The sequence below is a fragment of the Halosegnis sp. genome (assembly GCF_042216475.1).
Lineage (GTDB): Archaea > Halobacteriota > Halobacteria > Halobacteriales > Haloarculaceae > Halosegnis.
Genome location: NZ_JBDGTV010000008.1, coordinates 194,178 through 216,779 on the forward strand (window position 1 = coordinate 194,178; position 22,602 = coordinate 216,779).

Here is a 22,602-nt window from a genome sequence, read left to right on the forward strand (position 1 = left end):
CACCCTCCGGGCCCGCGAGCCAGTTCACGGCTCCTCGTATGCCGGCCGTCTGAAGAAGCTTCGGTGGGACACACCCAACCGACCCTCGAGTGGCGTCACTCCTCTCTGGTGAGCGTCTCGTCGCCGTGGCGTGCCCGGAGGTCGCGCAGATACTCGCGCTGGTCGGCCAGCCGCTGGGGCAGCTCTGCGAATGCGTCCGCGAACATGTCATCCGGATCGGCGGTCGCCTCGGAAAGCTGGTCAACAGCCGCGGCGACTCGTGACTCGTTGTCCGCCTCGATATCTGCCACGCGGTCGTCATCGAGCAGCCCTCGTTTACGCAGGAACCTCTCCAGTCGGTCGATTGGATCGACCCGACGCCACTGCTCGACGTCTGTCTCGTCGCGATACTCGGACGGGTCATCCGCTGTGGTGTGGGCACCATAGCGGTACTCGACCGTCTCGATGAGCGTGGGTGCGGCCTCGCTCTCACGCGGAGCAAGCGCCTTCTCGCGGGCGGCCCGCATCGTCTCGTAGACGGCGAGCGGGTCCATCCCGTCGACTTGGACGCCCTCAAACCCGTAAGCGGTTGCTTTCTGGGCGAGCGTCTCCGAGCGGGTCTGCTCTTCGCGGGGGACAGAGATTGCCCATCCATTGTTGTGACAGACGAACACCGTGGGGGTGTCGTACACACCGGCGAAGTTGCACGCCTCGTGGAAGTCCCCCTCCGAGGTGGCCCCATCCCCGAGATGACAGACGACAACATCCGCGTCGTCGCGAAGGGTCGCCGCCATTCCCAGCCCCGTCGCGTGCGGGAGGTGGTCGCCGATACAGATATTGAGTGGGAAGATGCGCTCGTCGGCCAGCGGCTCGTGGCCCGACTCGTGGCCCGCCCAGTAGTGGAGATACTCCGCGGGAAATCCGCGGACGATGGGAACGGCGTGTTCGCGATACTGGTAGCTCACCCAGTCGTCCGTTTCAAGCGCGTACATCGAGCCAAATCCTGACCCCTCTTGACCAGCCATCGGTGCGTACGTTCCCAGCCGGCCCTGCCGCTGGAGGCTCACCATCCGCTCGTCAAAGTGCCGTCCAAGTTTCATATCCGCATATAGCGAGACGAGCCGGTCGTCCGAGAGCGAGGGCTCGTAGCCGTCCGCAAGTGTTCCATCGGGAGCTAGCAGGCCGATTCGGTCGCCGGGCGCCCGCTCGAGGAGCGTGCGGTCAGCCATTCACTCAGTCCGAGTGGGGCGCCGGCGGCTCGGCATCCACGCCGGGATGGTGAGCAGTGAGGTCCGTTCGGGTGAGGATTCCGGTCACCTGTCCGTCAGGGCCCGTAACCGGGAGGTGGCCGAGCTGCTTCTCGATCATCAACGGCGCGACAGCTGTCAGTGGCTCTGAGGAAGAGACTGTCACGACATCTTCAGTCATGTAGTCGGCGACGGCTGCCTCTTCGGGGTCGTCCGCGACTACCCGGAGGGCGTCCGTCGAGGTGAAGATCCCTTGCGGGCGGCACGACTCATCGATGACGAGGACCGACTCGATACCGCGGTCGACCATCGCGGCTGCCGCCTCTGGTACCGGCGTCTCCGCGTCCAGCGTCAGGACGGGCGTCGTCATCGCGTCCGAGACGGATGGCTCGCTCATACCCGGATTCAGCAACCGACCGCACATAACTGTCGTGTTACCACGCCTCACTCACCGGAAACGACAATCCGCTCGCGAGCATACCCCCGGTCGGCCGATGACGAGTCAACGGGCCAAGCCGGCGTGGACACCCGGCCGTGACGAGCCCTATGAGTGCCGAGGCCGGCTTTCTATTTATATGGCCTCAAGTAAAGGTAAACGAATATCATCGTCGCTGACGTCAAAAAGCAGACAGTCGCCAATCCATCTTGGGTAGAGTCCACTCTGAGCGGTATCTGTGTGTAGCGAACGTCGCTCTCGGCTATGTCGAATCCAATCTCGTCCGCAACAATCCTGAGAGGGACCTCTGCAAACAGTCAAGAGCCGTAAATGCCCCGCGCGCACGCGCACGCGCAACCCCTAACCGTCCTCGCCCCTTTTTTGTTAACGTGAACGCTCCAGAGACAACCGAGACCGGCAGTTCCGGCGACCCTGGGTACGACACCGTTGACGTATCGGTCCTCGTGATTGGGGCCGGCGCCGCAGGCGCTCGCACTGCAATCGAACTCGCCGAACGCGGCATCAACGACGTGCTGGTGCTCGGTAAACGGAGCCACGGGGACGCTCACACGACTTGGGCCCGTGGTGGTATCAACGGCGCACTCGGGACCCACGACCCGGAAGACTCGTGGGCAGTCCACGCTGCCGACACGCTCAACGAGGGCCACTTCCTCAACGACCCTGGCAAGGTCGAGACAGTCACGAAGCAGATGCCCGACCGGCTCCGCGAACTCGACGAGTGGGAGATGGACTTCTCCCGAACCGAAGATGGCAGCATCGACCAGCGCTTCTTTGGCGCCCAGTCGTTCCGGCGGACCGCGTTTGCCGGTGACCACACCGGTGAGTCGATGCTGAACGCGCTCATCGACCGAGCACAGGAGTTGTCGGTTCCCTACCGCGAGAACGTGATGATCACGTCCGTGCTCTCGGACGGCGATCGAGCATACGGCGCCGTTGGATTCGATATGGACACTGGCGACTACCTGGTATTTAATGCGGGGACGGTTGTCCTCGCGACCGGTGGGTACGCGGCAGTCTACAACCGCCATACTTCCAGGGAGGACGAGAACAATGGCGACGGTCCAGCGCTGGCTTACAACGCTGGCGCCGAACTGATGGACATGGAGTTCGTCCAGTTCCACCCGACAGGGATGGCCGTTAATGAGAGCGATCCCGAGTGGGAGCCCTGGAGCGGCCGCCTCGTCACCGAGGCAGTTCGCGGCGAAGGGGGACGCCTCTATAATGCAGAGGGTGAACGGTTCATGAAGCGGTATTCGCCGGACCAGATGGAACTCGATGCTCGCGACATCGTTGCCCGTGCGATTGCACAGGAAATCGCCGAAGGTCGGGGCACCGAAAACGGTGGTGTCTATCTCGATCTCTCCCACAAAAGCGAGTCATTCATCCGTGAACGCCTGCCGCGAATGCACGAGCGGTTCGACAGCCTCGGAGTCGAGATGGCGTCCGAGCCGGTCGAAGTCGCGCCGACGGCTCACTACGGCATGGGTGGGGTTGCTGTTGACGAGTACGGCGAAACGAGTGTCAGTAGTCTGTTTGCCATCGGAGAGACAATGGCGGGAGTCCACGGTGCAAACCGACTGGGCGGGAACTCGCTGGCCGAAACCGTCGCTTTCGGTGCCGTCACCGGTAAACGAATCGCCGAGCAAGTCGACGGTCCGGGTCGCATACCGGGACAGATTGTCGATGATATCGCGAAGCCGCAGATGCGTGACCTTACAACACTGGCAGGGCGTGACGGCACCTACGGAGTGATGAGCGTGTTCACCGACCTGCAGGACCTAATGTGGGAACACGCGGGAATCCTCCGCGACGAGGACTCCCTGCGTGCTGGACTCGACGAACTCGATGCGCTGCGGGAGAAGGCCTCGGATATGGACGTCGGCCCGATTACGAGCGACTCCTTCGAGTTCGCTATCGACATCGGATTCATGTTGACAGCCGCGAGAGCAGTCCTACGAGGTGCCATCCAACGGACCGAATCCCGGGGCGCACACCATCGGACCGATTACCCCGACATCGATTCCGACTGGCGGCGGAACATCTACTTCGAACGGGCCGACGTGGGTGGCATGTCCACGCACACAGAAGCCGTCGGAACCCCCAGCGAGGCCGTTCAGGACGCGCTCGATGAGGGGTACGAACTGGACTACCACCAACTCGAGTAGCAACTTCCGCTCGTCGTTCCGACGTCGTGATTCCTGCACGTCGCGGCGGTCGATAGTATGATTTGGGTGTGAAATCCAGGGAGTTTTGACTGATTAGCCCCTGTATTTGATAATGAAACACGTGCCTCGTCGTCGAAGAGCTGAAGACATCCGCAGCGGGCCGTCACCCAAGCGGGGTAACCATGTGCGGTAGGGTTGTCAACGCTGTCGACCGCGCTCACCGATCGGGCGTCGCGCTATCACTGTACTTTAGACGGCTGTTGACCCCGCCGCTCCCGGGTGACGGGTTGCTGTTGTTCGGCTTCCTCGAAGGGGTGCTCGGTTGGGGACTATCCTGGGTGTTCGGCCAGAACCCCGGCCTGGCCCCAATCGGGCTGATCCCGTCAATCGTCCTCACGTGGGTCGTCCTGACCAGCGGAATCATCTTCGTCGGCGTGACCTACACCGCGCCGACCGTCCGGCGCAACCGGGTCTGGGTAGTGTGGGGTGGACTCAACGTCGCCGCGACCATGGTCAACGTGGCTGCCCTCACCGGAACGCTTCCCTCGGAATTCCTCGCATACGCATACTGGCACCCGTGGTTGGCGGTAATGGGAATGGGCTACCTCGTGACAGGGCTGTATAACTGGGAGAGTCCACAGATACGCCAGCAGGAGCGACTCGTCTATGCCGGCACCGGACTGGTGACACTGGGGGTGCTGGCTGCGAGCCTGGGACCACTGACGGGGGTCGTGACTGCCAACATCTTCGTGCTCGGCGGGATGCTTCAACTCGTCCCAATTGGACATGACGTGGTCGCTGACGCAGTGCTCATCGCCCGCCAACAGTAGTGATTACAGAAGCAACCGAAGAAGAATATTCAGTCTCACTGACCTATAAAGATACCAATGTACGACACCATTCTACTCCCGACGGACGGCAGCGAGGCGACGACCGACGCCGCAGCCCACGCGTTTAGCCATGCCGAGCGGTACGACGCCACGATACACGTCCTCTCAGTCGTTGAAATCTCCAGCGGTCTCGGAACCGCGGGGCGCGACGAGGAGAAACTCAGTCGCCGGAAGCGTGAGCAGACGGTAACAGCCAAACAGCTCGTCGAGGAACATGCCCCGGATGGCGTCGATGCGACTGTCACCGTCAAGTTCGGAAGTCCTGCTCGGGTCATCACCGAGTACGCGACGGAGATTGGGGCAGACCTTGCGGTCATGAGTACCCGTGCCCGGGGTAGTGCCGAGCGAGTCGTCTTCGGCAGCGTCACAGAGCAAGTCATCCAGGGCGGCGATACACCTGTCTTGGCGGTCCAGCACTGACGTCACCCATATTATTGTAACCAGTCGGGAGCCGGCCGATTCCTGGCTGGCCACCAGATCTTATTCTCATTAGGAGTCGCTACCAAAGCCTACGACGCTCGCGATCAGAGAACACACGGCCTAAGCTCTCGGCAACCGACTCGTCGGTGACGCGACCCGTCTGAACGGCTGCCGTCAGCATTTCCGGGATGAACTCATTTAGAGCGCGAACATTGGTGAACCGCCTCGGGGTCAAGCCCCGTGGCATTCGCCTCGTACCGCCTGCAAAACCGCTGAAACCATGTACTATGGATAAGTCGCGAGTTGTGAGTGCCGAGGCCGACATCCGGCGTGACAGCTCCGAGTCACTCGCCCTCCTGCTTCGCTATCCCCGCCCGGAGGCCCCGGACGATACGCTCCAATTCTGCTGGGTCGACATCGATGTCCACGCCGAGCGATACCGCATGTTCTTGGCCGCCTGCCGCCGATTTGTCCGAGGCACCCGTGTCGACCAGCGCGTCCTCAACGACGGCCGACAGCTCCTCGATGAGCGGCGCAGCGTTGCCGGCAGCCGCGACCCCTGCCGCCGGCTGGTCGTCTCCTGCCACCTCGGATTCTTCAGACCCCGGCTCGTCCAAGGCCGGGGATTTCTCCTCAACGTCCCCTGCGGCCTGCTCGTCGGTGTCCGCGGCCACTTCCTCGTCGGGCGCTGCATCCGTGTCTGGCTCCGATTCGGCCTCGACATCGACCTCGTCGCCGGTCTCTTCTACCGGCATCTCCTCGGCAGCCGTCTCCTCGGTAGCCGTCTCCTCGGCGGCTTCGGTCCCTTCGTCGGCGGCCGTCTCGGGCGGCTCGCCGGCTTCCTCAATGTCCTTGGCGGCTTCAGTTTCTTCCTCGACCGTGGATTCCGCCTCGGTCGCTGCTTCGGGGGGCTCCGGCTCGTCGCCTGCCGCTTCATCGGTCGGCGCTTCGTCGGCTGATTCGTCCATAGCAACCTCCTCCGTGGACTGCTCCTCCACCGAGTTGCCGTCGCCGACGGAGATGGTTATTTCCGGCTCACCACCGATTTCGACGGTCAGCGCCTCGTCCTCCTCGCGAACCTCGATATCGTCAGTCGGAGCGTCGACACCGCCGTCGGGGCGGATGTCGGCCGGGCGGTCTGGCTGCTCGGGGTCGGAACCGCGCACCGCGAGGTCCGCGAGTTCGACGTCGCCCTCCAGCGAGATATCGACGCCGTCGCCCGCGGCGTCGACCCGGAGCGCGGTACCGTCGTCGAGTTCCACCTCGACAGTTGGGGGGTAGCCGTCGGTACGCTCATCGCGGGGGACGGTCGGAGAATCAGAGGTCTCCGCGCCGATATCCCGTCGCTCGCGGGCGGCTTCGGGCAGCCGATAGTGACCCTCTTCGTCACGCGCGAGTAGACCGGCCCACTCATACAGTTCGAGGAGCGTGGTGACGCCGTGCCACACACGGTCCGCATCGGGGTCTTGGCCTGCGAGCGCAGCAACCATCGCGGCCAGCGGTGCCTCGGCGGTGGGGTTCTCACGGACAACACCTCGCACCGTCTCCGTGACTGACCACGAAGATAACAGTTCACGGGCCTGCGCCTGTGCACGCTCTTCGTTGCCGGCCGCGAGCGCGCTCGCGAGGCACTCGCCATCGTCCGTGAGCCGGTGCCGCTGACCTTCGGGAGCGAGGACACCGATATCCTCAAGAAACCGCGTCTGGCGACCGACTGCGTCGCTGATACCTGTCTCGTCGGCAACGGCGGTGGTGTATATCGGCTCTGCGGCAGCGCCTGCGGTCGCCCAGCCGGCGATTATCTCTTGGAGGGTGTCGAGGCTGACGCCCTTGGGGACGTGGTGCGTCGCCATTAGTGGATATCGCCCCGGCTTGGCGAAAAGGCTGGCGGGGCCCAGAGCCCGGACACACGGGCGTTTCCGGCCTTCTCCGGGCATTCGTCCACCTACAGCCGGCTTTGACAAACGAATGCCAACCCTTATCCGTTGTTCCGGCCTCTCTCTATTTGCAATGGCAAACGGTACGGTTGACTTCTTCAACGACACTGGCGGTTACGGTTTCATCGAGACGGACGACTCTGACGAGGACGTGTTCTTCCACATGGAGGACGTCGGCGGCCCGGACCTCGAAGAGGGGACTGAGGTCGAGTTCGAGATCGAGCAGGCCGACAAGGGCCCGCGCGCGACGAACCTCGTCCGCGCGTAAACCGACACTCTGTCGCCTTCGGCGGCACGAACTTTTCCAATTCTTTCGAAGCAACGCTCCGGAGCGGCTGCGCCAGACTGCCGCGGCCGCGAAACGTATTGACGCCCCACCCTGAACAGAGGATGTGGACCTCGATCGGTTCGCTGCGGACGCCCCCGCTGACGACGCCCCAGACGGAGCTCGCGTCTGTGTTGTCGCGACCCAGTCGGAAACGTTCATGCGGTGTCGCGACGGGGTGTATCCCGCACCGCGCTCGTACGAGCGAACCCGCCGCGCGTTCGACTATATGGCCTTCTACCGGACCGCACCCGTCTCGGCGGTGACTCACTACGCGCCCGTGACCGACCGAATCGAACAGACGCGCAGCCAGCCAGGGCCGCTCGATGAGCAGGATTGGGAACGGCTCATCGACCCGTTCTCCGAGGAGTCGGTAGTGGTCGTCTTCGAACTTGGCAAGCTCGTTCCGCTCGACCAGCCGGTGGCAAACGACAAAAACGGCGTCCGCGGCGCGTGGTACTGCACGCTTGAGGACATCCGCACAGCGGAGACAGTGTCGGAGCTCGCCGACCGAGCAGAGGCCGGCTGACGGCTCCAGGCCGGAGAAGGTTTACGCGCCGGTCGCCTCAGCACCGTATGGACTACGACGCACTTCTCGACCGGGCACAGTCGGCGATGCCCGACGGCCCGACCGATGCCGCCGCCCGGCTGACCGTCCCTGATCCCGAGGGAGAGACAGACGGTTCGTTCACCCGGCTGACTAATCTTGAGCGCATCGCTGATGCACTCTCTCGGAAACCAGAGAGTCTCCACCGGTTCATTCAGCGAGAATTCGGTACGAACGGTGAGTACGAGAACGGGCGCGGGCGCTACTCGGGCAGCTTCTCGCTTGCTGATTTTGAATCGGCCATCGATGCCTACACCGCTGAGTACGTCACCTGCTCGGAGTGTGGCCTGCCGGATACCCGCATTCGCAGTGAAGATGGCATCGAACAGCTCCGGTGTACGGCCTGTGGCGCAGTTCGGCCCATCCAGAAGCGGACGGCAAACACCACGCGCCGTCAGCCCGACGTCGAGGAGGGGGGCACTTATGAGCTTGAAATAACGGGAACGGGCCGGAAGGGCGACGGTGTTGCCAACCGGGGTCGGTACACTGTGTTCGTCACTGGCGCAAGCGAGGGCCAGACGGTCCGCGCACGCGTCGATGGGACTAGCGGCGATCTCGCGTTCGCCACGCGAGTCGATTAGCTCAGTTTTCTGCGGGCGCGTCTAACCCCGCAGCGCGGAGCTCACGGTCCTGGTCTGTCTCCACCTCGACATCTGGGACCGGAACGGGGTCACCGTCAGCGTCAACCGCAACGAAGACAAACCGCGACTCGCAGGTCTGCTCGCGAGCGCCCGTCCGGGGATCCTCGCGGTCGACGGTCACTCTGACACGGACGCTCGTGCGGCCAGCATCGTACACCCACGCCTCAACGACGGCTGTCTCGCCGCGTGGGACGGGGCGGGTGAAGTCAAGCCCGTCGACCCGGGCAGTAACGCACGTCTCCTCAGCGAACCGCATTGCCGACAGCGCCCCCACCTCGTCCATGAGCTTCATCACAATGCCCCCGTGGGCCGTGTCGTAGTTGTTCGTCATCCCAGGCTGTATCTGGTCGCGGTTCTCGATGTATGTGCTCGTCGGCGTGGGCATACCCGGGCGTATGCGGCCGGTCACTTAGACCCGCTTGGTCGCTGCGTCACACCGTAGGCACAGTACCGTGTCTGCAACGTGGTTGATATCGCTCGCCCCACACTCCGGACACCGGTAGCCGTCGTTGCTGTACTCCGTTGAGCCGCGGGGCGCGTGCAGGTGTCCTTCCCGCTCGCGGGCCGCAACGTACTCAGGGAGCCGCGCTCGCGCGAACCGAACCCGCCGGGTCAACGCCGACGAACCGTCGCCGTGGATGTCATCCCACGCGGCATCGTCTGGCCGTGACAGCTGTGTCAGCAGATCTGTCCCCGCCTGCAAGAGCGGCCGGGTCGTCGCGCCTGCCGGATCCGCTGGGTTAGCCGCCTCGTAGCCGGCCAGCGCACGGTCGTAGGCGTCGCTGGCCTCTTCATCGTCGACGAGTGCGCGGAGGTGGCCGACCCACTCGTGGCAGGCGGCGGCGTCAATGCCATCCACGCGGCGCCGGTAGTCCGTGGCGACGAGCACTCCCTGGAGCGCACGATTGCGTGCGCCCGCCTGGTCGCCGGCTAACCGGAGACACACTCCCGCGAGCAGAAGGTACCGCAGGCCGTCGCCCGCACTCGTCCGGTCGTCGGTCAGAGTCCGTCCGAACCGCTCAGACCCGGCAAACGTACCATAGGCAGCCAGCGTGTACGCGTCAGCCACCTCGCGGTGGCGCTCAGAGCCGAGCAGTCGCACGGCACGGTCAGCGTGGTCGGCGTCCTCGGTCACAGTGACCATTGGGGGTGGGCGGTTGGCCGGCTTCCGGTCGCGGCCACGCCCGCCGGTTCAGGCCGCTAACACTACATCGAGCGTCAGCATCACCACCAATCCAACCATCAGCCCGACTGTCGCCTCGTGTTCGTGTCCGCGGCTGTGGGTCTGTGGGACAATTTCGTGAAAGATGACGAACAGCATGCCGCCGGCGGCGAACCCCATCGCGTACGGCACAACAGGCGCAGCGACTCCGACGACGGCTGCTCCGAAGACGGTGAGCGGTATCTCAACGAGGCCAGCGCGGATGCCCGCAACGCCAGCATAGAATCGTGACCCAAGGCCAGCGTTCACAGCGGCGACGGAGACAGCCAGCCCTTCGGGCACGTTCTGGAGACCGATGGCGACCATCAGCGCGAGGCCCGCACCAACGTCGCCACTTCCGAACCCGACGCCAACCGCGAGTCCCTCTGGCATGTTGTGGAGCGTGATAGCGACGATAAACAGCAGTACCGCGGAGATACCAGCGTCCTCGTCCTCAAGTTTGCGGCCGGTGATGACCTGCTGGACGCCAGGCATCCAAGCATCTGCGAGGTCGAGCGCGACCACGCCGAGGGTGAAACCGATCAAGACCGGGAGGATGCCGACAAGGGCGAACTCGCCGACAGCGAGCGCAGGGTAGTCAGGCGCTGAGGCGATGTCGATACCCGGCAGGAGGAGACTGGTGAACGACGCCGACAGCATGACGCCGGCCGCGAAGCCGAGCGCGGTGTCAAGCCCGCGTTCGGTTGGCGCCCGCCAGACGAGTACGACCAGCGCGCCCAATGTGTTGAGCCCCGCGATGACGAGCCCGGCCACGAGCGCCTGTACCACCGGGTCGGGCCCGACGAGCGAAACAAACTGGTCGGCGAACATACCGGGCGGTCGCCACGGGGTACGGTGGCTCTTCCGGTCGCCGCGGGCGGTGCACTCTTTATGAGGGCGGCCGAGGCCAACGTGTGGACGATAGCGAGGTCCCAAACCTCCGACAGCCGGTGCGGGCGGTGCCGCCACAGACCGACGCAATCGCTGCCGCGCTCGCGGCCGGCGACCGTCGGCTGTGTCACTGCCTCGACTGTGGCCGCCAGTTGGTCGCCATCAGACACGGCGACGCGTGTCTCTTCTGTGGATCGGCGGCCGTCGTCGTCGAGTAGTACGGAGCGAAACCGCCTTTTGCCTGCCGGGCGACGGCCGCGTATGCACCGGGTCATCGGCGAAGTGTCGCTGGCGGCGTCATCTGTCGACGAGGCAACCGCTCGCGAGCTGTTCGCGGCGATGGTCCGCGCCCGCGCGTTCGACGATCGGGCGCTCGCACTCCAGCGACGCGGCTGGATGTCCGGGTATCCGCCGTTCCGTGGCGGCGAAGCGACGCAGGTGGCCGCCGCCGCCGTGATGGCCGACGATGACGTACTCTTTCCCACCTATCGATCGAATGCGATGCAGTTGACCCGAGGTGTTCCCCCCGCAGACATACTACGGTTCCGGCGGGGCCACCACGAGTACGTCTCCGGACACGACGTCGAGAACTTCCCGCAAGCAGTGCCAATCGCCACCCAACTCCCCCATGCAGTAGGCGCAGCGATGGCGCTGGACCGCGAGTCCGGCGACCGCGCGGCGGTCGCTTACTTTGGCGACGGCGCTACCTCCGAAGGAGACTTCCACGAAGCGTGCAACTTCGCCGGCGTCTTCGAGGCTCCCTGTCTGTTCCTGTGTGAGAATAACGGCTGGGCCATCTCGCTGCCCCGCGAGCGACAGACCGCCGCCGATTCCATCGCGGTCAAGGCCGACGCGTACGGGTTCGACGGTGTCCAAGTCGACGGGATGGACCCGCTCGCAGTCTACGAAGTAATTGAAGAGGCGCTCGCGTCTGTTCGGGCAGGCGAGCCTGTCCTCGTGGAGGCGCTCACTTACCGGCTAGGGCCGCACACGACCGCCGACGATCCAGAGGCCTACGAGGAGCGGGCCTCCTTTCCTGACTGGCGGACCCGAGATCCGCTCGATCGATTCGAAGAGTTCCTTGTCCGCGAGAAGGTAATAGACGGCGCAGCGCGGTCGGAGCTGCGGGCGGAGGCCGACAGCGAACTTGAGGCGGCTGTCGAGCGCGCGGAGTCGACGCCTGATCCTGGCCCTAACACCGTGTTCGAGCACACGTTCGCGGAGCCGACGCCGCGCGCCCGGGAACAGCGGGCGTGGCTGCACGACCACGTCAAGCGACACGATATCGATGGCGTCGACCGGTAGCTACGCCAGACAAACGTAGGTGCGAGTATCGGTGACTCCCTCGATGTTGCGGATGGTGGTCGCAACAGTCGACATTACATCGCCCACCTCTTCGGCAGTCACCTCGGCGATAATGTCGTAGTCGCCGGCGACGACATGGGCCTCCTCGACGCGATCGACGGCGAGTACCCCGTCCAGCAGCGCGGCCGCGTCGCCGGCGCCTGCGTCAATCATGACATATGCTCTCACCATACACGCCGGTTCGCCGGGTCGAGAAAAAAGCCTTCCCCTGTGGGGGTAACTGATTTGTTCCCCCTCGTCTTACGGACCTGCATGCGATTTGTTATCGTGGGTGCGGGCCGCGTCGGGCTGCGGACTGCACGTGTGCTCCGCGAGGAGGGCCACGAGGTCACCGTCGTCGAGTCGGACGCAACGAAAGCCGACCGACTCCGTTCCGAGGGGTTCGACGTCATTGAGGGCGACGGCGCCGAGAAGGCGACACTCGTGGCGGCGGGTGTCGAGGGCGCCGATGCGGTCGGTGCACTCACTGGCGACTTCGAGACGAATATCCTCGCGTGTACAATCGGAAAGGGTCACGGCTGCCGAACCGTCCTCCGGGTCACCCGTGAGTACCACGAAGATACTGTCCGGCAGTACGCCAGCGACATTGACGAGGTTGTCTATCCCGAGCGGCTGGGCGCTGTCGTTGCCAAGAATGCGCTGCTGGGTGGGTCGATTCGCGCTATCGCTGACATCGCACAGAATCTCCAGATTACGGAGTTGACAGTGACGGAGTCGTCGCCGATGCGCGGTTATAGCCTTGATGAACTGGAACTGCCGGCTGACTCACAAGTGCTCGCCTTCGGGAAGGCGGACGGCTCCTTCGGCCTCCCCGACGAGGACTACTCGCTCGCAGCCGGCGACCGGGTGGTCGTGCTCGCGGACTATGAGCATCTCTCAGAGGTGCGGCAGATTATCGTCGGCGGCGACGAGCCGGCAGCTGTCGCGGGGGGAGCCACGTGACTGTCACCGCCTACGTCACGGTGAAGGCCCACACCGGCGACGCTGACCGGCTCCGAGAGGCAATCGCCGGCATCGAGGGGGTCGTCGACGTCGATATCGTCGCTGGCGATGTCGACTTCATCGCAAAAGTGGCCGTCGAGGGACCGGACGATGTCCGCGACATCGCCGCCTCGAAGGTCCGAACTCTAGAGGGGGTCGAGGACACACACACGTATATCGCGATGGATTAGACCGCCACACTACAGCGGGGTCCCGGAGCGCTCATCACCTTGACTTGCCGTCGAAAGGAGACTGTCGACAGGCTCCCCGTAGTCGAACCCGGGAATAATCCCCTCAACGTAGGTGCCTTCGGCGTACTCGGCGAACGCTTTGGCGATGTGGGGCGCCCGGTCAGCGTTCCCCCATTCGAAGCTGAACTCCGCCACAGCGTCGGGGCCCTCCTGTCGCAGCTCGAACGCCGAGAGTTCGACGTCTTCGCGGACCGCGCCCGGAGCGTCTTCGAGACGGCGGCGGAGGGTATCGAACCACCCCGACTCTAAGTCCGGCCCGACCTCGCCGTCGACTGCCGTCGATAGCATCGGTGTCCGGACTGTCAGCGTATAGCGGTTCGCCCACCCGTCCGTTTCGGCGGCAATCACCCGTGTCTCGAAGACAGTGGTTGTCAGCAGGTAGCCGTCACCCTCCTCATCGCGCTCAAAGGCCTCGTGTGTGCCGAAAGCCCGCTCGGCGCTGTCGGGAATTGTCATCACGAATGGAGAGGAGATGGGCGGGGAAAAGCGGCTCGGGCGCCGATAGCGGAGAGTGCGGGGAGAGGGATTCGAACCCACGAACTCCTACGAGAGCGGATCTTAAGTCCGCCGCCTTTGGCCAGACTCGGCCATCCCCGCACAGACAGGAGTCAGACGCCCCGGAGAAAAGCCGTTACGGTCGGACGAGTACACACCGACCAGAGGCTACGTCTCCCAGTCGACCGACAGTGTGCCGTCTCCCTCCGGATCAGGGGCGATCTCCTCGTTCGTCCGCCGGTCGACAACATGAATAACACCCCGATCTTTCTTGGCGGGACACACCTCCGCAGCCCGGACATTGTGGGCGAGGTCGGCCTCGTCGAAAAAGTAGGCCTGCGGCTCAGCGATACCGGTTCTAATATCCATCTCCCAGTTATCCGACACCTCGGCGCACTTGCCGGCCGCGATGCACTTGTTCGCCTCGAAGATTATCTTGTACGGCGCCTCCTCAACAGGCGGGGCGTCGCGCTCGCCGATCTCGCTCGGGTCGACGGGATCGTCGGTCATACGAGAAAGTAGCGCTGACGGGATTAGTCGCTGTCGGCTCGCCCAATGCCGGCGTCCAGCCGGCGGAGCCTGCTCGGCGTCGCGATGACATACAACGTATCGCCCGGGGCCACAACCCGGTCGCGGGACGGGAGAGGCACCAGTCCCTCGGCGTCTCGCACCGCGACGATGGCCGCGTCGATGGCGCCGATGGGCGAGCCGACGAGCGGGCTTTCAGTCGCGACGGTCAGCACGCCCATCGTCTCATCGGCCGCACGCAGCAACGATGCAAACTCCCGGTCCGACCGGGGTTCGACCGGCAGCGTCACGAGCCGGTAACGCGTTTCCGGGTCGAACGCATCGGCGTCTGCGGCGTCGACGGCCAACGTCACGACATCGCCGACCGTGGCCCGGAGTTCGCCCGCGGCGACCCGCTCTGGACCATTGGCCCCGTCCCTGAACACCTGGACGAGATCACCAGCGCTGGTCGCCAGCGCCGGGTCGGCACGCACAGCGACGGCACACGTCTCGGGCGGGAGCGTCGGGCCAAGCCCTGATTCGCGAGAACCGACCGCGAGGTACTCGACGGTTCCGTCAGCGGCGACGATCACATCCACATGGCCGACGCCGTAGTCGTCGCGCAGACGCTCGACCAACCGGTCATGGAGTTCGTCGATAGTGAGACGCCGGGGAAACACGAGAGTGGCACCCGACAACGACGTCTTGACAGTCGGCGGTACTGGGTCGTAGCCGTCCATGTCGGCCACCTCGTCGGGGAGGTCAACAGTAATGACCCGGTCGACGGCCTCAACGAGCCCTGAGACGTCGATATCGACGGTACCCGACCCAGTGAGCGTGAGGATTGACTCTCCCACCTGGTCGCCGAGTCGGCCGCCCGCGGCTGCGGCGACGCCGCCGGCTGCGATGGTCACAGTGTTCACCGCGACCGACGCGCCCGTGAGGACAGTCCCTGGCTGGCCGGCGTCTCCACCGGGCGTCGCGATGAGTGTGCCGAGCGCAGTATCGACGTTCAATACGAGGACGACACCAGTGAGTCCGGTGAGGACGGCAAGCCCACCCGGAATCGTCGATCGGGCGTACCAGCGGTGGATAAGCCCCAGCACAGCCGCCAGCAGGCCAGCCAAGAGGGCAAGGCCGACGATGGTGAACAGGTTGCCGGCGAGCCGGGCTAGCGTGGCCCCCTCGAGCTGCATCAGCCAGTCACCTCCGCAAAGGCATTGAGCGTCCCGCGACCCGACGGCAAACAGTTCGTCGCCAGCCGCCAGTTCCGTCGCCCCGCGGGGGGCGATGGTCCAGCCGTCGGAGCGGCGCATCGCGAGCACCCCAACACCGTGGTCGGCCCGCAGCGACGCCCCGCCGATAGTTGCGCCGACAAGGGAACTCCCCTCGGCGACAGTCAGCTTACGGAACCGCTTGCCAGCCCGGCGCAGCAACGAGACGAGTTCGTACTCGCGGCGAATTCCCCGCGATTGTACGACCACACGGCCCCGTCCGGCCGCAAGCAGCGTCCCCGCCTCAGCGCGAGGCACGGCGACAGTCACTCGGCCGTCGCCGCCGGTTATCGTGGCCGCCACGGCCGAGGCAGGCGGTGCATCGGTTGTCCCGCCGTCGGTGGCGGCCGGCGCGCCCCCGCCTGAGCGAGCGCTGACGACAGTCCCCTTCACGTCCCCGTCGGCGGTCCTGACCCGGACAAGATCTCCGCGCGCCACTCCGGTCGGGACGAGCGTTTCTACGGAGACGGCCCGATGGCCGTCTGGAACGCGCTTGGAAAGCCCTGAGAGCGGCGGTGCAGCCGCGACGGTGGCGCGGGCGCGCTCGTCCAGCGTGACCGAGACATCCGTGAGTTCGAACTCCGTGCGGAGTCGCTCGGCGAACCGTGACTCTAATTCACCCACCGACAGGTCGGCAGGGAAACGCCACTCGCCGCTCTTGATATCCTCACGAAGTTCCGCAGGGAGCGGCGGGTACCCCTCCATGTCGGCCACCTCACCGACGACAGCAACCGTCGCCTGGCTCCGGCCGCCGACGAACTCAGCGACATCCGATGAGAGGGTGCGCTCACGGAGCGCCTGCAGCGACAGCCGCCGGGGGAACGCCGCGCCCATCTGGTCGCCTTTGGCGTGGGCGTATAGCGACAGCATCAGCACGACAATGATGGCGGTAACGACGACAGGCCCCGTCGCGGCCTGGGTAATGGATTCGTCGGTGAGTGCGAGTAATCCGCCGTTGACGCCTGCCAGCGCCAGCGCCATCACGACCACACCGAACCCAGGGATGGTGACGCCGGTGAGATACTTGAAGAGAAACCCCATCGCCCACGCGACGGCCGCCGGCAGAATACCCGTGAGCACGCCAAGATAGATGCCGAGAACCACCTCGACTGGAAGCGGTGCCATATCTCCGGAAATGCGGGCAGGGATATACGACCACCGGACGGTTTATGCTCGCGCACGGAGTCGACTCCGCACATGAGTGACCGGGGCCAACGACGACGGCTGGCGCAGGTTCTTGGCCTCCGGGCGGCCGTATGGCTTCCCACGCTCGTGGCCGTTCTCTCGGTCGTCACCGGCATCATCAACATTGGTGCGACCAGTGTCGTCGGCCCGCTGTCACCATACATCCCCGCTGTGGTCGAGCGGACTGCCGGCTTTACCGGCGCACTCACTGGCTTTCTGATGCTCATGGCTGTCTACGGCCTGCGACGGCGCGTCCGGATCGCGTGGGGACTCACCGTTCTCCTGCTGCCCGTCACGGCCCTACAGGGGCTTGCACAGTCGAGCGCCTACTCGCTACCGCTGATTGTCCTGTCGCTGCTGTCGCTACCGACGGTGCTCGGGAACTACCGCGCATTCGATCGCGGGCTGTCGCTGTCGACGACGCAGTTGGCGTCGCTTGCGGCTATCGTCGGTGCACAGGCGTACGGTACCATCGGCGCGTACGTGCTCCGCGAGGAGTTCGCCAACGTCGCAACCGTGACGGATGCCTTCTACTTCACGCTCGTTACCGCGTCAACGGTTGGCTATGGCGATGTAACCCCGACGACACAGACAGCCCGACTGTTCACCATGTCGGTCCTGCTATTAGGCGTCGCCAGCTTCGGTGTGGCGCTGGGGACACTGCTGACGCCGGCAATCGAGGCACGACTCGCACAAGCGCTCGGAACCATGAACGACTCAACACTCGACCTGCTAGAGGACCACGTCATTGTGGTCGGGGTATCGGACCTCACCGAACCGATAATCGAGGAACTGGCGGCGGCCAACAGGCCGTCTGTCGTCGTCACCCGCTCGCAGGAGCGAGCGGGCCGGTTGCGCGAGCGAGACATCGAGTTCATCGTCGCCGACCCCTCCGACGAGGAGCCACTGCGCCGAGTTGGTGTCAATCGCGCCCGCGCGCTCGTCGCCGCCACCGACAACGACGCACAGGACGCGATGGCCGTGCTCACGGCCCGCGAACTCAACCCCGGACTCGACATCGTCGCGGCCGCCACCGACCGCGAGAACGTTGCGAAGCTCCGGCGGGCGGGCGCAGACACCGTCATTTCACCGAGCGTCATCGGCGGTCACCTGCTCGCACAAAGCGCCATGGGCGCCGGCGACGTTGAGTCTATTGCGGACCGCATCATGGAGGTACCAGAGGATGACGTCGCCAAGTGAGGAGCCGCTTGTCGTCAACGATACCACAGTCGACCCAGCGACAATACAGAGCGCACGGATCGTCTCGGGCGGTCGCGACACCCGCCCACTAATTGCGGGGCTGGCGGCGCTACTACTAGCCGTTCTCGTCCCGACGGCCGCAGTTGGCGCCGGCGTCGACTTCCTAACGGTCGCACCGGTCGCGGCCGGGCTGTTTCTCGCGACTCCCGTCGGGCTAGCGCTGTGGCTGCGGTCGGGCGAGCGACTGCTTGTCGTCGAGACAGATGAACGGACGCTGCGCGAGCCGGTAACCGACGAGGAGCGAGCCGAACGTATCGTCAAGGAATATCGTCGTCAGTAGATAAGTTCGTCGTCAGATTCGACCATGTAGAGAGTACGCCCGGCAATATTAACGGCATGGTCGCCGACCCGCTCGAGGTCTCGGACGGTGAGCAAGAACCGTGAGACATCTGCCATGAGATCCTCAATCTCGGTATCGGTGGCATCGGTGTCGAACTCCGTCTCGATGAGATCGCGCACGACGGTGGTAGAGGCCCGCTCACACATCGCGTCGATTTCCTCATCGCGCTCAGCAATCTCAAACGGCTGGACAGCGTCGCTCGCGGCGTAGGCGGCCATCGCGTCCTCAACCATCTCGATAACTGCGTCACCAATCGCCTGGATGTCAACGTCCGGATAGCGGTCCCGTTCAGCGTCAAGCGTGTAGTCGCCGAGGTTCGTCGCCAGGTCGCCGATCCGTTCGAGATCGGTGATAATCTTGAACGAGGCAGCGATGAACCGGAGGTCACCGGCTACCGGTTGCTGGAGGCTCAACAGGTCGATACAGTCGCCCTCCAGCTCCAGATACAGCTCATTTACCTCGTCGTCGCCCTCGATAACTTCCCACGCGAGGTCCTCGTCCTTCTCCTCAAGCGCCGACAGCCCGATCCGGAGCCGGTCGAGCACTACTTCGCTCATGTAGAGGACATCCTCGCGAAGCTCCTCAAGCTGCTCCTGGTAGCCGGTGCGTGGCATACACAGTACGGCGCGGTGACGCGGAAAGTAATTTTGGGTGGAGCGCACTCTAGAGATATATATAGATACGGGGACCCCACCGGAACTAGGATACTGACTGACGGCAGTGGGACCTACTAATCGATTGGTACATCTGGCGCAAAGCGGCCGCATAGGCAGCTATCTGACCACACCTCTCTATCTGAGCATTGAAATATATACCTATGACAGTCTTTATATTCCCAGAGTGTCGACATCCGGCTCATGGAGACGCGCAAGGTGCAGGTGACCGGTGGCTCGACGTACACCGTGAGTCTGCCAAAAGAGTGGGCAACCGAGAACGGCGTCAGCGGCGGTAGCGTCGTGGAGTTCCACCCGGAAGAGGACGCCCTTCTGCTGACACCGCAACGCGGCGATGAGAAGGTGGAAGGGACGTTAGACATCACCGGGCTTGAGGGCGACGGACTCACCCGCGCGGTGATGACGATGTACGTCAGTGGCTTCGATGTCATCACGCTAGAAACACCCCGCATCACCGCCGACCAGCGACGCACCATTCGGGACGCCGCCGGTGGACTCGTCGGTTTAGAGGTCATCAGCGAGACGAGCGAGCACGTAAAACTCCAAGACTTGCTCGACTCCTCAGAGTTGTCGGTCCACAATGCTGTCACCCGGATGCGGCTCGTCGCGACGACGATGCTCGCCGACGCAGTGTCGGCATTGGTCGAGGACGACGACGATCTCGCGGCCGATGTCATCCAGCGCGACAACGATGTGAACCGACTCTATTACATGGTTTCGCGGGTGTTCCGATCGGTGCTCCGGGACCCGTCAACAGCCGCCGAAGTCGACCTTGACCGCGAAACAGCCTTCGACTACCACTCGTGTGCCAGGCAACTGGAGCGGGTCGCCGACCACGCCTCGAAGATTGCTGAAAACGCTCAGGAACTGTCGGCCCCACCAGAGGCCATCGCCGATGACATCCGTCGACTACACGAAGCAGCGGTGAGCGTCATCGAGCAGGCAATGAACGCGATGCTGTCGGAAGAGCCCGACGAGGCGACTGGCCTCGCCAACGATGCCCGCGCGTCTGTCGACGCCGTCGACGAGCGAGTCCGCGAGACGGATGCTCATCTGCTTGAACTGGAGCCACAGGAGGCACAGCTGCTAGGGCTGGTCGTCGACTCACTGTCACGGGCCGGCGACTACGGCGGCAATATCGCCGAGACGGCGCTCCAGAAGGCGGCGCCGCGTCCCTGATTACTCGAGTAGAACGGCGTTTATCTGGCCGTCTTGGCCGGGCCGAGAGGTGACGCGGGCCCGCCCTTCGCTTGTCTCGATGACGGCGCCCTTGGTGATGATGTTCCGACGGACGTAGTTGGGGTTCGACTCGTTTTCCGCAACGTTCTCGATCTCTGCCTGGACCGTCTCACCGTCGCCGGTGGCGACGCTTGCGACATCGGAGCGAATGGCTCGCACCTTCTGGTTGCCGCCGCGGGCGTCAACGAATTTCAGCTTCCGGTCGCCGACACGTGTCTCCGTCGGCGAGTCGCCGAGTTCGTGCTTTCGCTTCCCGCGGTTAGCGCGGCGTCGTCCGCCAGTTCGTTTCGTTGAGGAACGGCCGTGGTCCTTCATACAAGACGGTCGCTACTCGGAGACTTGAATCGTTCGACTCGCGGGCTGGGCGACACGCCTATGCCGAGTAGCGTCCAAGCGCGGCCATGTCACGACGGCAGGCACTCCGACGGGTCGGCCTGCTCGTCTTCGTGGCCAACCTCGGACTGTTTGCCGCGAAGGCTGTCGTCTGGCGCGCAACCGGCAGCCTCGCGGTTGGCTCGGAGGCAGCCAACAGCCTTGCTGATGCCGCCTACTCGGCGGTGGTGCTCGTCGGCCTCTACCTGACGACCCGTCCGCCGGACCGCGAACATCCCCATGGCCACGAACGCATCGAGCCGTTCATTGGACTGGCGGTAGCGGCCGGCATCTTCCTTGCAGGCGGCGCGGTGGCGTACAACGCTGTTACGACTCTGCTGTCGGGCCCCGTCGTGGTCGCCCGCGGCCCGGTTGCCGGGCTCGTGCTCGCGGGCGGTGCGGTCGTCAAGTTCGGTCTCTATCGGGTTGTTCTCAGGGCCGCTGAACAGCGCAACTCACCGGCGCTACGGGCGACCGCACTCGACAACCGCAACGATATTCTCGCGGCCGGGGCCGCGCTCGCGGGCGTCCTTGGAGCACAGGCAGGGATTCCCCTGCTCGACCCGCTGGCCGCGCTGGCAGTGTCAGCCGCCGTCGTTTACACTGGCGTCGAAGTGGTCCGAGATAACCTCACTTACCTCGTCGGCGGTGCTCCGCCTGAGGAGCTGCGGACCGCTATCCTCCGGCGTGCACTCGCCCACCCGGACGTGGAGGGCGCTCACGATGTCGTCGCCCACTATGTCGGACCAGAAATCGACGTCTCGCTGCACATCGAGGTTGAAGGGACAACAAGCCTTGCAGAAGCTCACGACATCGAAACAGCCGTCGTCGAGTCCATCCGTGCGCTCCCGGAGGTCGACGATGTGTTCGTCCACGTCGATCCAAAGGAACTGGGCGAATGGAAACGCGACGACGAGACGGAGCGGCTCGCCCGCTAAGGGAAGATGCTCTCGGGCAGGTACGCCGACACTGTCCAATTGGGCGCGTCGACCACCTCGTTGATTTTCAGGTCGACAATGGCCGAACAGAGGATGTACGCCTCGGCTCGGGTGAGCCCCCGCTCTTCATTGAGGTGCTGTATCATGTGCTTCACGGCCTTCTTCGTCGCCTCCATCAGGTCCGAATCGATGCCAGTAGTGCCGTACATGCGCTCGTCGGCGCCGGTGGGCGTGAACGGACCGTCTGTCTCGAACTGCGGCTGGTGGATGTCCATGTCCGAGCGCACGTTGAACCGCGCGGTGACGAACATCTCTGCCTCGATACCAGTCACGCAGACCTCACCGTCACCTTGCGCAGCGTGACAGTCGCCCGTTGAGAACAGCGCACCCTCGTTTTTTACCGGGAGGTACAGCGTCGACCCCTCGGTGAGGTGCTTTACGTCCATGTTGCCTCCCGTGTCATATGGTGGGAGGGTGTCGTGTGCACCGTCTTCTCCGGGAGCGACACCGATGACGCCCGGGAACGGATCCAGCGGCACCTCGATTCCGTTCACGAAGTGGCCGACATCGCCCTCAAGATCCCAGACGTGGATGCCGGGGTCGGGGAACTCCTCTGGAAGCAGCCCCAGTCCCATCTCGCCGGGCATGAACACGTTGTACCCCCAGCCTTTGTGCTGGAGGTCAAGCAGTTCCACCTCAAGCACATCGCCCGGTTCGGCTCCCTCGACATGAACCGGCCCGGTCAGCGGATGGACCGGGTCGAAGCTCACATCTGTCACGTCCTCGGCCGTCGACTGAAGATCGAGTTGACCATCGACAGCGTCGCGACACTCGAACCGGACCACGTCACCCTGCTCAACGCTGAGCACGGGATCAAGACTGTTGTCGAAGCTGCGGTGGATGTTCGCCTCACGGTCGCTGAGGTGGTGGTCGACAGAGTAGCCTGCCATATCCGACCCAC

27 protein-coding genes, 1 tRNA gene and 1 pseudogene are annotated in these 22,602 nt (G+C 64.3%); 14 read left to right on the forward strand and 15 right to left on the reverse strand.

Annotation, left to right across the window (positions count from 1 at the left end):
• Nucleotides 1-95: 95 nt before the first annotated feature.
• Complete coding sequence (locus tag ABEJ63_RS05350; protein ID WP_375795322.1) at nt 96-1,208, reverse strand: thiamine pyrophosphate-dependent dehydrogenase E1 component subunit alpha; 1,113 nt, start codon at nt 1,206-1,208, stop codon at nt 96-98.
• Between the two features lie 4 nt (nt 1,209-1,212).
• Nucleotides 1,213-1,623, reverse strand: coding sequence for a CBS domain-containing protein (locus ABEJ63_RS05355; protein WP_375795323.1), 411 nt, complete (start codon nt 1,621-1,623; stop codon nt 1,213-1,215).
• Between the two features lie 428 nt (nt 1,624-2,051).
• On the opposite strand from ABEJ63_RS05355, the gene ABEJ63_RS05360 reads away from it, so the two are divergent.
• From ABEJ63_RS05360 to ABEJ63_RS05370, 3 genes are all read left to right on the forward strand, one after another.
• Nucleotides 2,052-3,848 (forward strand): L-aspartate oxidase, encoded by a 1,797-nt coding sequence (locus ABEJ63_RS05360; protein WP_375795324.1) that lies wholly within the window; start codon nt 2,052-2,054, stop codon nt 3,846-3,848.
• Between the two features lie 182 nt (nt 3,849-4,030).
• Complete coding sequence (locus tag ABEJ63_RS05365; RefSeq protein WP_375795325.1) at nt 4,031-4,678, forward strand: hypothetical protein; 648 nt, start codon at nt 4,031-4,033, stop codon at nt 4,676-4,678.
• A gap of 57 nt (nt 4,679-4,735) precedes the next feature.
• Nucleotides 4,736-5,158 carry a universal stress protein gene (locus tag ABEJ63_RS05370; RefSeq protein ID WP_375795326.1) on the forward strand — a complete coding sequence of 141 codons (423 nt, stop codon included), beginning with the start codon at nt 4,736-4,738 and terminating at the stop codon, nt 5,156-5,158.
• Nucleotides 5,159-5,502: 344 nt separating this feature from the next.
• Here ABEJ63_RS05370 and ABEJ63_RS05375 read toward each other — a convergent pair whose 3' ends face one another.
• Nucleotides 5,503-7,011 (reverse strand): hypothetical protein, encoded by a 1,509-nt coding sequence (locus ABEJ63_RS05375; protein WP_375795327.1) that lies wholly within the window; start codon nt 7,009-7,011, stop codon nt 5,503-5,505.
• Nucleotides 7,012-7,168: 157 nt separating this feature from the next.
• Between ABEJ63_RS05375 and ABEJ63_RS05380 the strand changes: the two genes are divergently transcribed.
• The 3 genes from ABEJ63_RS05380 to ABEJ63_RS05390 all read left to right on the forward strand — a co-directional run bounded on the left by ABEJ63_RS05380 (nt 7,169) and on the right by ABEJ63_RS05390 (nt 8,608).
• On the forward strand, nt 7,169-7,363 hold the full coding sequence (locus ABEJ63_RS05380) for a cold-shock protein (RefSeq protein ID WP_375795328.1): 195 nt from the start codon (nt 7,169-7,171) through the stop codon (nt 7,361-7,363).
• A gap of 124 nt (nt 7,364-7,487) precedes the next feature.
• The gene (locus ABEJ63_RS05385) at nt 7,488-7,949 is read left to right on the forward strand and encodes a hypothetical protein (RefSeq protein WP_375795329.1); all 462 of its coding nucleotides are present in this window, start codon (nt 7,488-7,490) and stop codon (nt 7,947-7,949) included.
• 47 nt (nt 7,950-7,996) lie between these two features.
• Entirely contained in the window at nt 7,997-8,608 is a 612-nt protein-coding gene (locus tag ABEJ63_RS05390; RefSeq protein WP_375795330.1) for a translation initiation factor IF-2 subunit beta, read from the forward strand.
• Between the two features lies 1 nt (nt 8,609).
• On the opposite strand, the gene ABEJ63_RS05395 is transcribed toward ABEJ63_RS05390, so the two are convergent.
• Genes ABEJ63_RS05395 through ABEJ63_RS05405 form a run of 3 tightly spaced genes read right to left on the reverse strand, consistent with a single transcriptional unit; the run spans nt 8,610 to nt 10,700 of the window.
• Nucleotides 8,610-9,053, reverse strand: a complete 444-nt coding sequence (locus tag ABEJ63_RS05395) for an acyl-CoA thioesterase (protein ID WP_375795331.1) — start codon at nt 9,051-9,053, stop codon at nt 8,610-8,612.
• A gap of 24 nt (nt 9,054-9,077) precedes the next feature.
• Entirely contained in the window at nt 9,078-9,812 is a 735-nt protein-coding gene (locus ABEJ63_RS05400; RefSeq protein WP_375795332.1) for a hypothetical protein, read from the reverse strand.
• Nucleotides 9,813-9,860: 48 nt separating this feature from the next.
• On the reverse strand, nt 9,861-10,700 hold the full coding sequence (locus ABEJ63_RS05405; RefSeq protein WP_375795333.1) for a ZIP family metal transporter: 840 nt from the start codon (nt 10,698-10,700) through the stop codon (nt 9,861-9,863).
• An 83-nt stretch (nt 10,701-10,783) separates the two neighbouring features.
• Here ABEJ63_RS05405 and ABEJ63_RS05410 point away from each other — a divergent pair, with 83 nt between their 5' ends.
• Entirely contained in the window at nt 10,784-10,978 is a 195-nt protein-coding gene (locus ABEJ63_RS05410; protein WP_375795334.1) for a hypothetical protein, read from the forward strand.
• Between the two features lie 43 nt (nt 10,979-11,021).
• On the forward strand, nt 11,022-12,065 hold the full coding sequence (locus tag ABEJ63_RS05415) for a thiamine pyrophosphate-dependent enzyme (protein WP_375795335.1): 1,044 nt from the start codon (nt 11,022-11,024) through the stop codon (nt 12,063-12,065).
• On the opposite strand, the gene ABEJ63_RS05420 is transcribed toward ABEJ63_RS05415, so the two are convergent.
• Nucleotides 12,066-12,296, reverse strand: a complete 231-nt coding sequence (locus ABEJ63_RS05420; protein ID WP_375795336.1) for an Lrp/AsnC ligand binding domain-containing protein — start codon at nt 12,294-12,296, stop codon at nt 12,066-12,068.
• A gap of 81 nt (nt 12,297-12,377) precedes the next feature.
• Here ABEJ63_RS05420 and ABEJ63_RS05425 point away from each other — a divergent pair, with 81 nt between their 5' ends.
• Nucleotides 12,378-13,067, forward strand: a complete 690-nt coding sequence (locus ABEJ63_RS05425) for a potassium channel family protein (protein WP_375795337.1) — start codon at nt 12,378-12,380, stop codon at nt 13,065-13,067.
• Nucleotides 13,064-13,297 (forward strand): Lrp/AsnC family transcriptional regulator, encoded by a 234-nt coding sequence (locus tag ABEJ63_RS05430; protein ID WP_375795338.1) that lies wholly within the window; start codon nt 13,064-13,066, stop codon nt 13,295-13,297. Before ABEJ63_RS05425 ends, ABEJ63_RS05430 begins: the two co-directional genes overlap by 4 nt.
• Nucleotides 13,298-13,306: 9 nt before the next feature.
• Here the strand turns inward: ABEJ63_RS05430 and ABEJ63_RS05435 are convergent, their stop codons facing one another.
• The 5 genes and pseudogenes from ABEJ63_RS05435 to ABEJ63_RS05455 form a co-directional block, all read right to left on the reverse strand.
• Nucleotides 13,307-13,813, reverse strand: a complete 507-nt coding sequence (locus tag ABEJ63_RS05435) for a DUF5813 family protein (RefSeq protein WP_375795339.1) — start codon at nt 13,811-13,813, stop codon at nt 13,307-13,309.
• A gap of 56 nt (nt 13,814-13,869) precedes the next feature.
• Nucleotides 13,870-13,954: transfer RNA gene (locus ABEJ63_RS05440), tRNA-Leu, on the reverse strand.
• A 66-nt stretch (nt 13,955-14,020) separates the two neighbouring features.
• The gene (locus ABEJ63_RS05445) at nt 14,021-14,362 is read right to left on the reverse strand and encodes a ferredoxin (RefSeq protein ID WP_375795340.1); all 342 of its coding nucleotides are present in this window, start codon (nt 14,360-14,362) and stop codon (nt 14,021-14,023) included.
• A 23-nt stretch (nt 14,363-14,385) separates the two neighbouring features.
• Entirely contained in the window at nt 14,386-15,555 is a 1,170-nt protein-coding gene (locus ABEJ63_RS05450; protein WP_375795341.1) for a TrkA C-terminal domain-containing protein, read from the reverse strand.
• Nucleotides 15,555-16,758 (reverse strand): annotated as a pseudogene (locus tag ABEJ63_RS05455) (potassium channel family protein). The gene ABEJ63_RS05450 and the pseudogene ABEJ63_RS05455 overlap by 1 nt, the downstream one beginning before the upstream one ends.
• 72 nt (nt 16,759-16,830) lie before the next feature.
• On the opposite strand from ABEJ63_RS05455, the gene ABEJ63_RS05460 reads away from it, so the two are divergent.
• Complete coding sequence (locus ABEJ63_RS05460) at nt 16,831-18,018, forward strand: NAD-binding protein (RefSeq protein WP_375795342.1); 1,188 nt, start codon at nt 16,831-16,833, stop codon at nt 18,016-18,018.
• Entirely contained in the window at nt 18,002-18,358 is a 357-nt protein-coding gene (locus ABEJ63_RS05465) for a hypothetical protein (protein WP_375795343.1), read from the forward strand. Before ABEJ63_RS05460 ends, ABEJ63_RS05465 begins: the two co-directional genes overlap by 17 nt.
• On the opposite strand, the gene phoU is transcribed toward ABEJ63_RS05465, so the two are convergent.
• Complete coding sequence (gene phoU, locus ABEJ63_RS05470) at nt 18,352-19,032, reverse strand: phosphate signaling complex protein PhoU (protein WP_375795344.1); 681 nt, start codon at nt 19,030-19,032, stop codon at nt 18,352-18,354. The two genes, ABEJ63_RS05465 and phoU, sit on opposite strands and share 7 nt — an antisense overlap.
• A 243-nt stretch (nt 19,033-19,275) precedes the next feature.
• On the opposite strand from phoU, the gene ABEJ63_RS05475 reads away from it, so the two are divergent.
• The gene (locus tag ABEJ63_RS05475) at nt 19,276-20,271 is read left to right on the forward strand and encodes a PhoU domain-containing protein (protein WP_375795345.1); all 996 of its coding nucleotides are present in this window, start codon (nt 19,276-19,278) and stop codon (nt 20,269-20,271) included.
• On the opposite strand, the gene ABEJ63_RS05480 is transcribed toward ABEJ63_RS05475, so the two are convergent.
• On the reverse strand, nt 20,272-20,646 hold the full coding sequence (locus ABEJ63_RS05480) for a 30S ribosomal protein S8e (RefSeq protein ID WP_375795346.1): 375 nt from the start codon (nt 20,644-20,646) through the stop codon (nt 20,272-20,274).
• A gap of 86 nt (nt 20,647-20,732) precedes the next feature.
• Here ABEJ63_RS05480 and ABEJ63_RS05485 point away from each other — a divergent pair, with 86 nt between their 5' ends.
• Complete coding sequence (locus ABEJ63_RS05485) at nt 20,733-21,641, forward strand: cation diffusion facilitator family transporter (protein WP_375795347.1); 909 nt, start codon at nt 20,733-20,735, stop codon at nt 21,639-21,641.
• Here ABEJ63_RS05485 and ABEJ63_RS05490 read toward each other — a convergent pair.
• Nucleotides 21,638-22,591: an acetamidase/formamidase family protein gene (locus ABEJ63_RS05490; protein ID WP_375795348.1), complete on the reverse strand. Its 954-nt coding sequence runs from the start codon at nt 22,589-22,591 to the stop codon at nt 21,638-21,640. The genes ABEJ63_RS05485 and ABEJ63_RS05490 overlap by 4 nt on opposite strands.
• Between the last annotated feature and the right edge of the window lie 11 nt (nt 22,592-22,602).

Coding starts and splice junctions, on each gene's coding strand:
- ABEJ63_RS05390 (WP_375795330.1), top strand. CDS start 7,997: ATGGACTACGACGCACTTCTCGACCGGGCACAGTCGGCGATGCCCGAC.
- phoU (WP_375795344.1), bottom strand. CDS start 19,032: ATGCCACGCACCGGCTACCAGGAGCAGCTTGAGGAGCTTCGCGAGGAT.
- ABEJ63_RS05375 (WP_375795327.1), bottom strand. CDS start 7,011: ATGGCGACGCACCACGTCCCCAAGGGCGTCAGCCTCGACACCCTCCAA.
- ABEJ63_RS05380 (WP_375795328.1), top strand. CDS start 7,169: ATGGCAAACGGTACGGTTGACTTCTTCAACGACACTGGCGGTTACGGT.
- ABEJ63_RS05370 (WP_375795326.1), top strand. CDS start 4,736: ATGTACGACACCATTCTACTCCCGACGGACGGCAGCGAGGCGACGACC.
- ABEJ63_RS05465 (WP_375795343.1), top strand. CDS start 18,002: ATGACGTCGCCAAGTGAGGAGCCGCTTGTCGTCAACGATACCACAGTC.
- ABEJ63_RS05355 (WP_375795323.1), bottom strand. CDS start 1,623: ATGAGCGAGCCATCCGTCTCGGACGCGATGACGACGCCCGTCCTGACG.
- ABEJ63_RS05365 (WP_375795325.1), top strand. CDS start 4,031: ATGTGCGGTAGGGTTGTCAACGCTGTCGACCGCGCTCACCGATCGGGC.
- ABEJ63_RS05450 (WP_375795341.1), bottom strand. CDS start 15,555: ATGCAGCTCGAGGGGGCCACGCTAGCCCGGCTCGCCGGCAACCTGTTC.
- ABEJ63_RS05445 (WP_375795340.1), bottom strand. CDS start 14,362: ATGACCGACGATCCCGTCGACCCGAGCGAGATCGGCGAGCGCGACGCC.
- ABEJ63_RS05490 (WP_375795348.1), bottom strand. CDS start 22,591: ATGGCAGGCTACTCTGTCGACCACCACCTCAGCGACCGTGAGGCGAAC.
- ABEJ63_RS05405 (WP_375795333.1), bottom strand. CDS start 10,700: ATGTTCGCCGACCAGTTTGTTTCGCTCGTCGGGCCCGACCCGGTGGTA.
- ABEJ63_RS05425 (WP_375795337.1), top strand. CDS start 12,378: ATGCGATTTGTTATCGTGGGTGCGGGCCGCGTCGGGCTGCGGACTGCA.
- ABEJ63_RS05485 (WP_375795347.1), top strand. CDS start 20,733: ATGTCACGACGGCAGGCACTCCGACGGGTCGGCCTGCTCGTCTTCGTG.
- ABEJ63_RS05460 (WP_375795342.1), top strand. CDS start 16,831: ATGAGTGACCGGGGCCAACGACGACGGCTGGCGCAGGTTCTTGGCCTC.
- ABEJ63_RS05350 (WP_375795322.1), bottom strand. CDS start 1,208: ATGGCTGACCGCACGCTCCTCGAGCGGGCGCCCGGCGACCGAATCGGC.
- ABEJ63_RS05420 (WP_375795336.1), bottom strand. CDS start 12,296: ATGGTGAGAGCATATGTCATGATTGACGCAGGCGCCGGCGACGCGGCC.
- ABEJ63_RS05400 (WP_375795332.1), bottom strand. CDS start 9,812: ATGGTCACTGTGACCGAGGACGCCGACCACGCTGACCGTGCCGTGCGA.
- ABEJ63_RS05415 (WP_375795335.1), top strand. CDS start 11,022: ATGCACCGGGTCATCGGCGAAGTGTCGCTGGCGGCGTCATCTGTCGAC.
- ABEJ63_RS05475 (WP_375795345.1), top strand. CDS start 19,276: ATGGAGACGCGCAAGGTGCAGGTGACCGGTGGCTCGACGTACACCGTG.
- ABEJ63_RS05480 (WP_375795346.1), bottom strand. CDS start 20,646: ATGAAGGACCACGGCCGTTCCTCAACGAAACGAACTGGCGGACGACGC.
- ABEJ63_RS05435 (WP_375795339.1), bottom strand. CDS start 13,813: ATGACAATTCCCGACAGCGCCGAGCGGGCTTTCGGCACACACGAGGCC.
- ABEJ63_RS05395 (WP_375795331.1), bottom strand. CDS start 9,053: ATGCCCACGCCGACGAGCACATACATCGAGAACCGCGACCAGATACAG.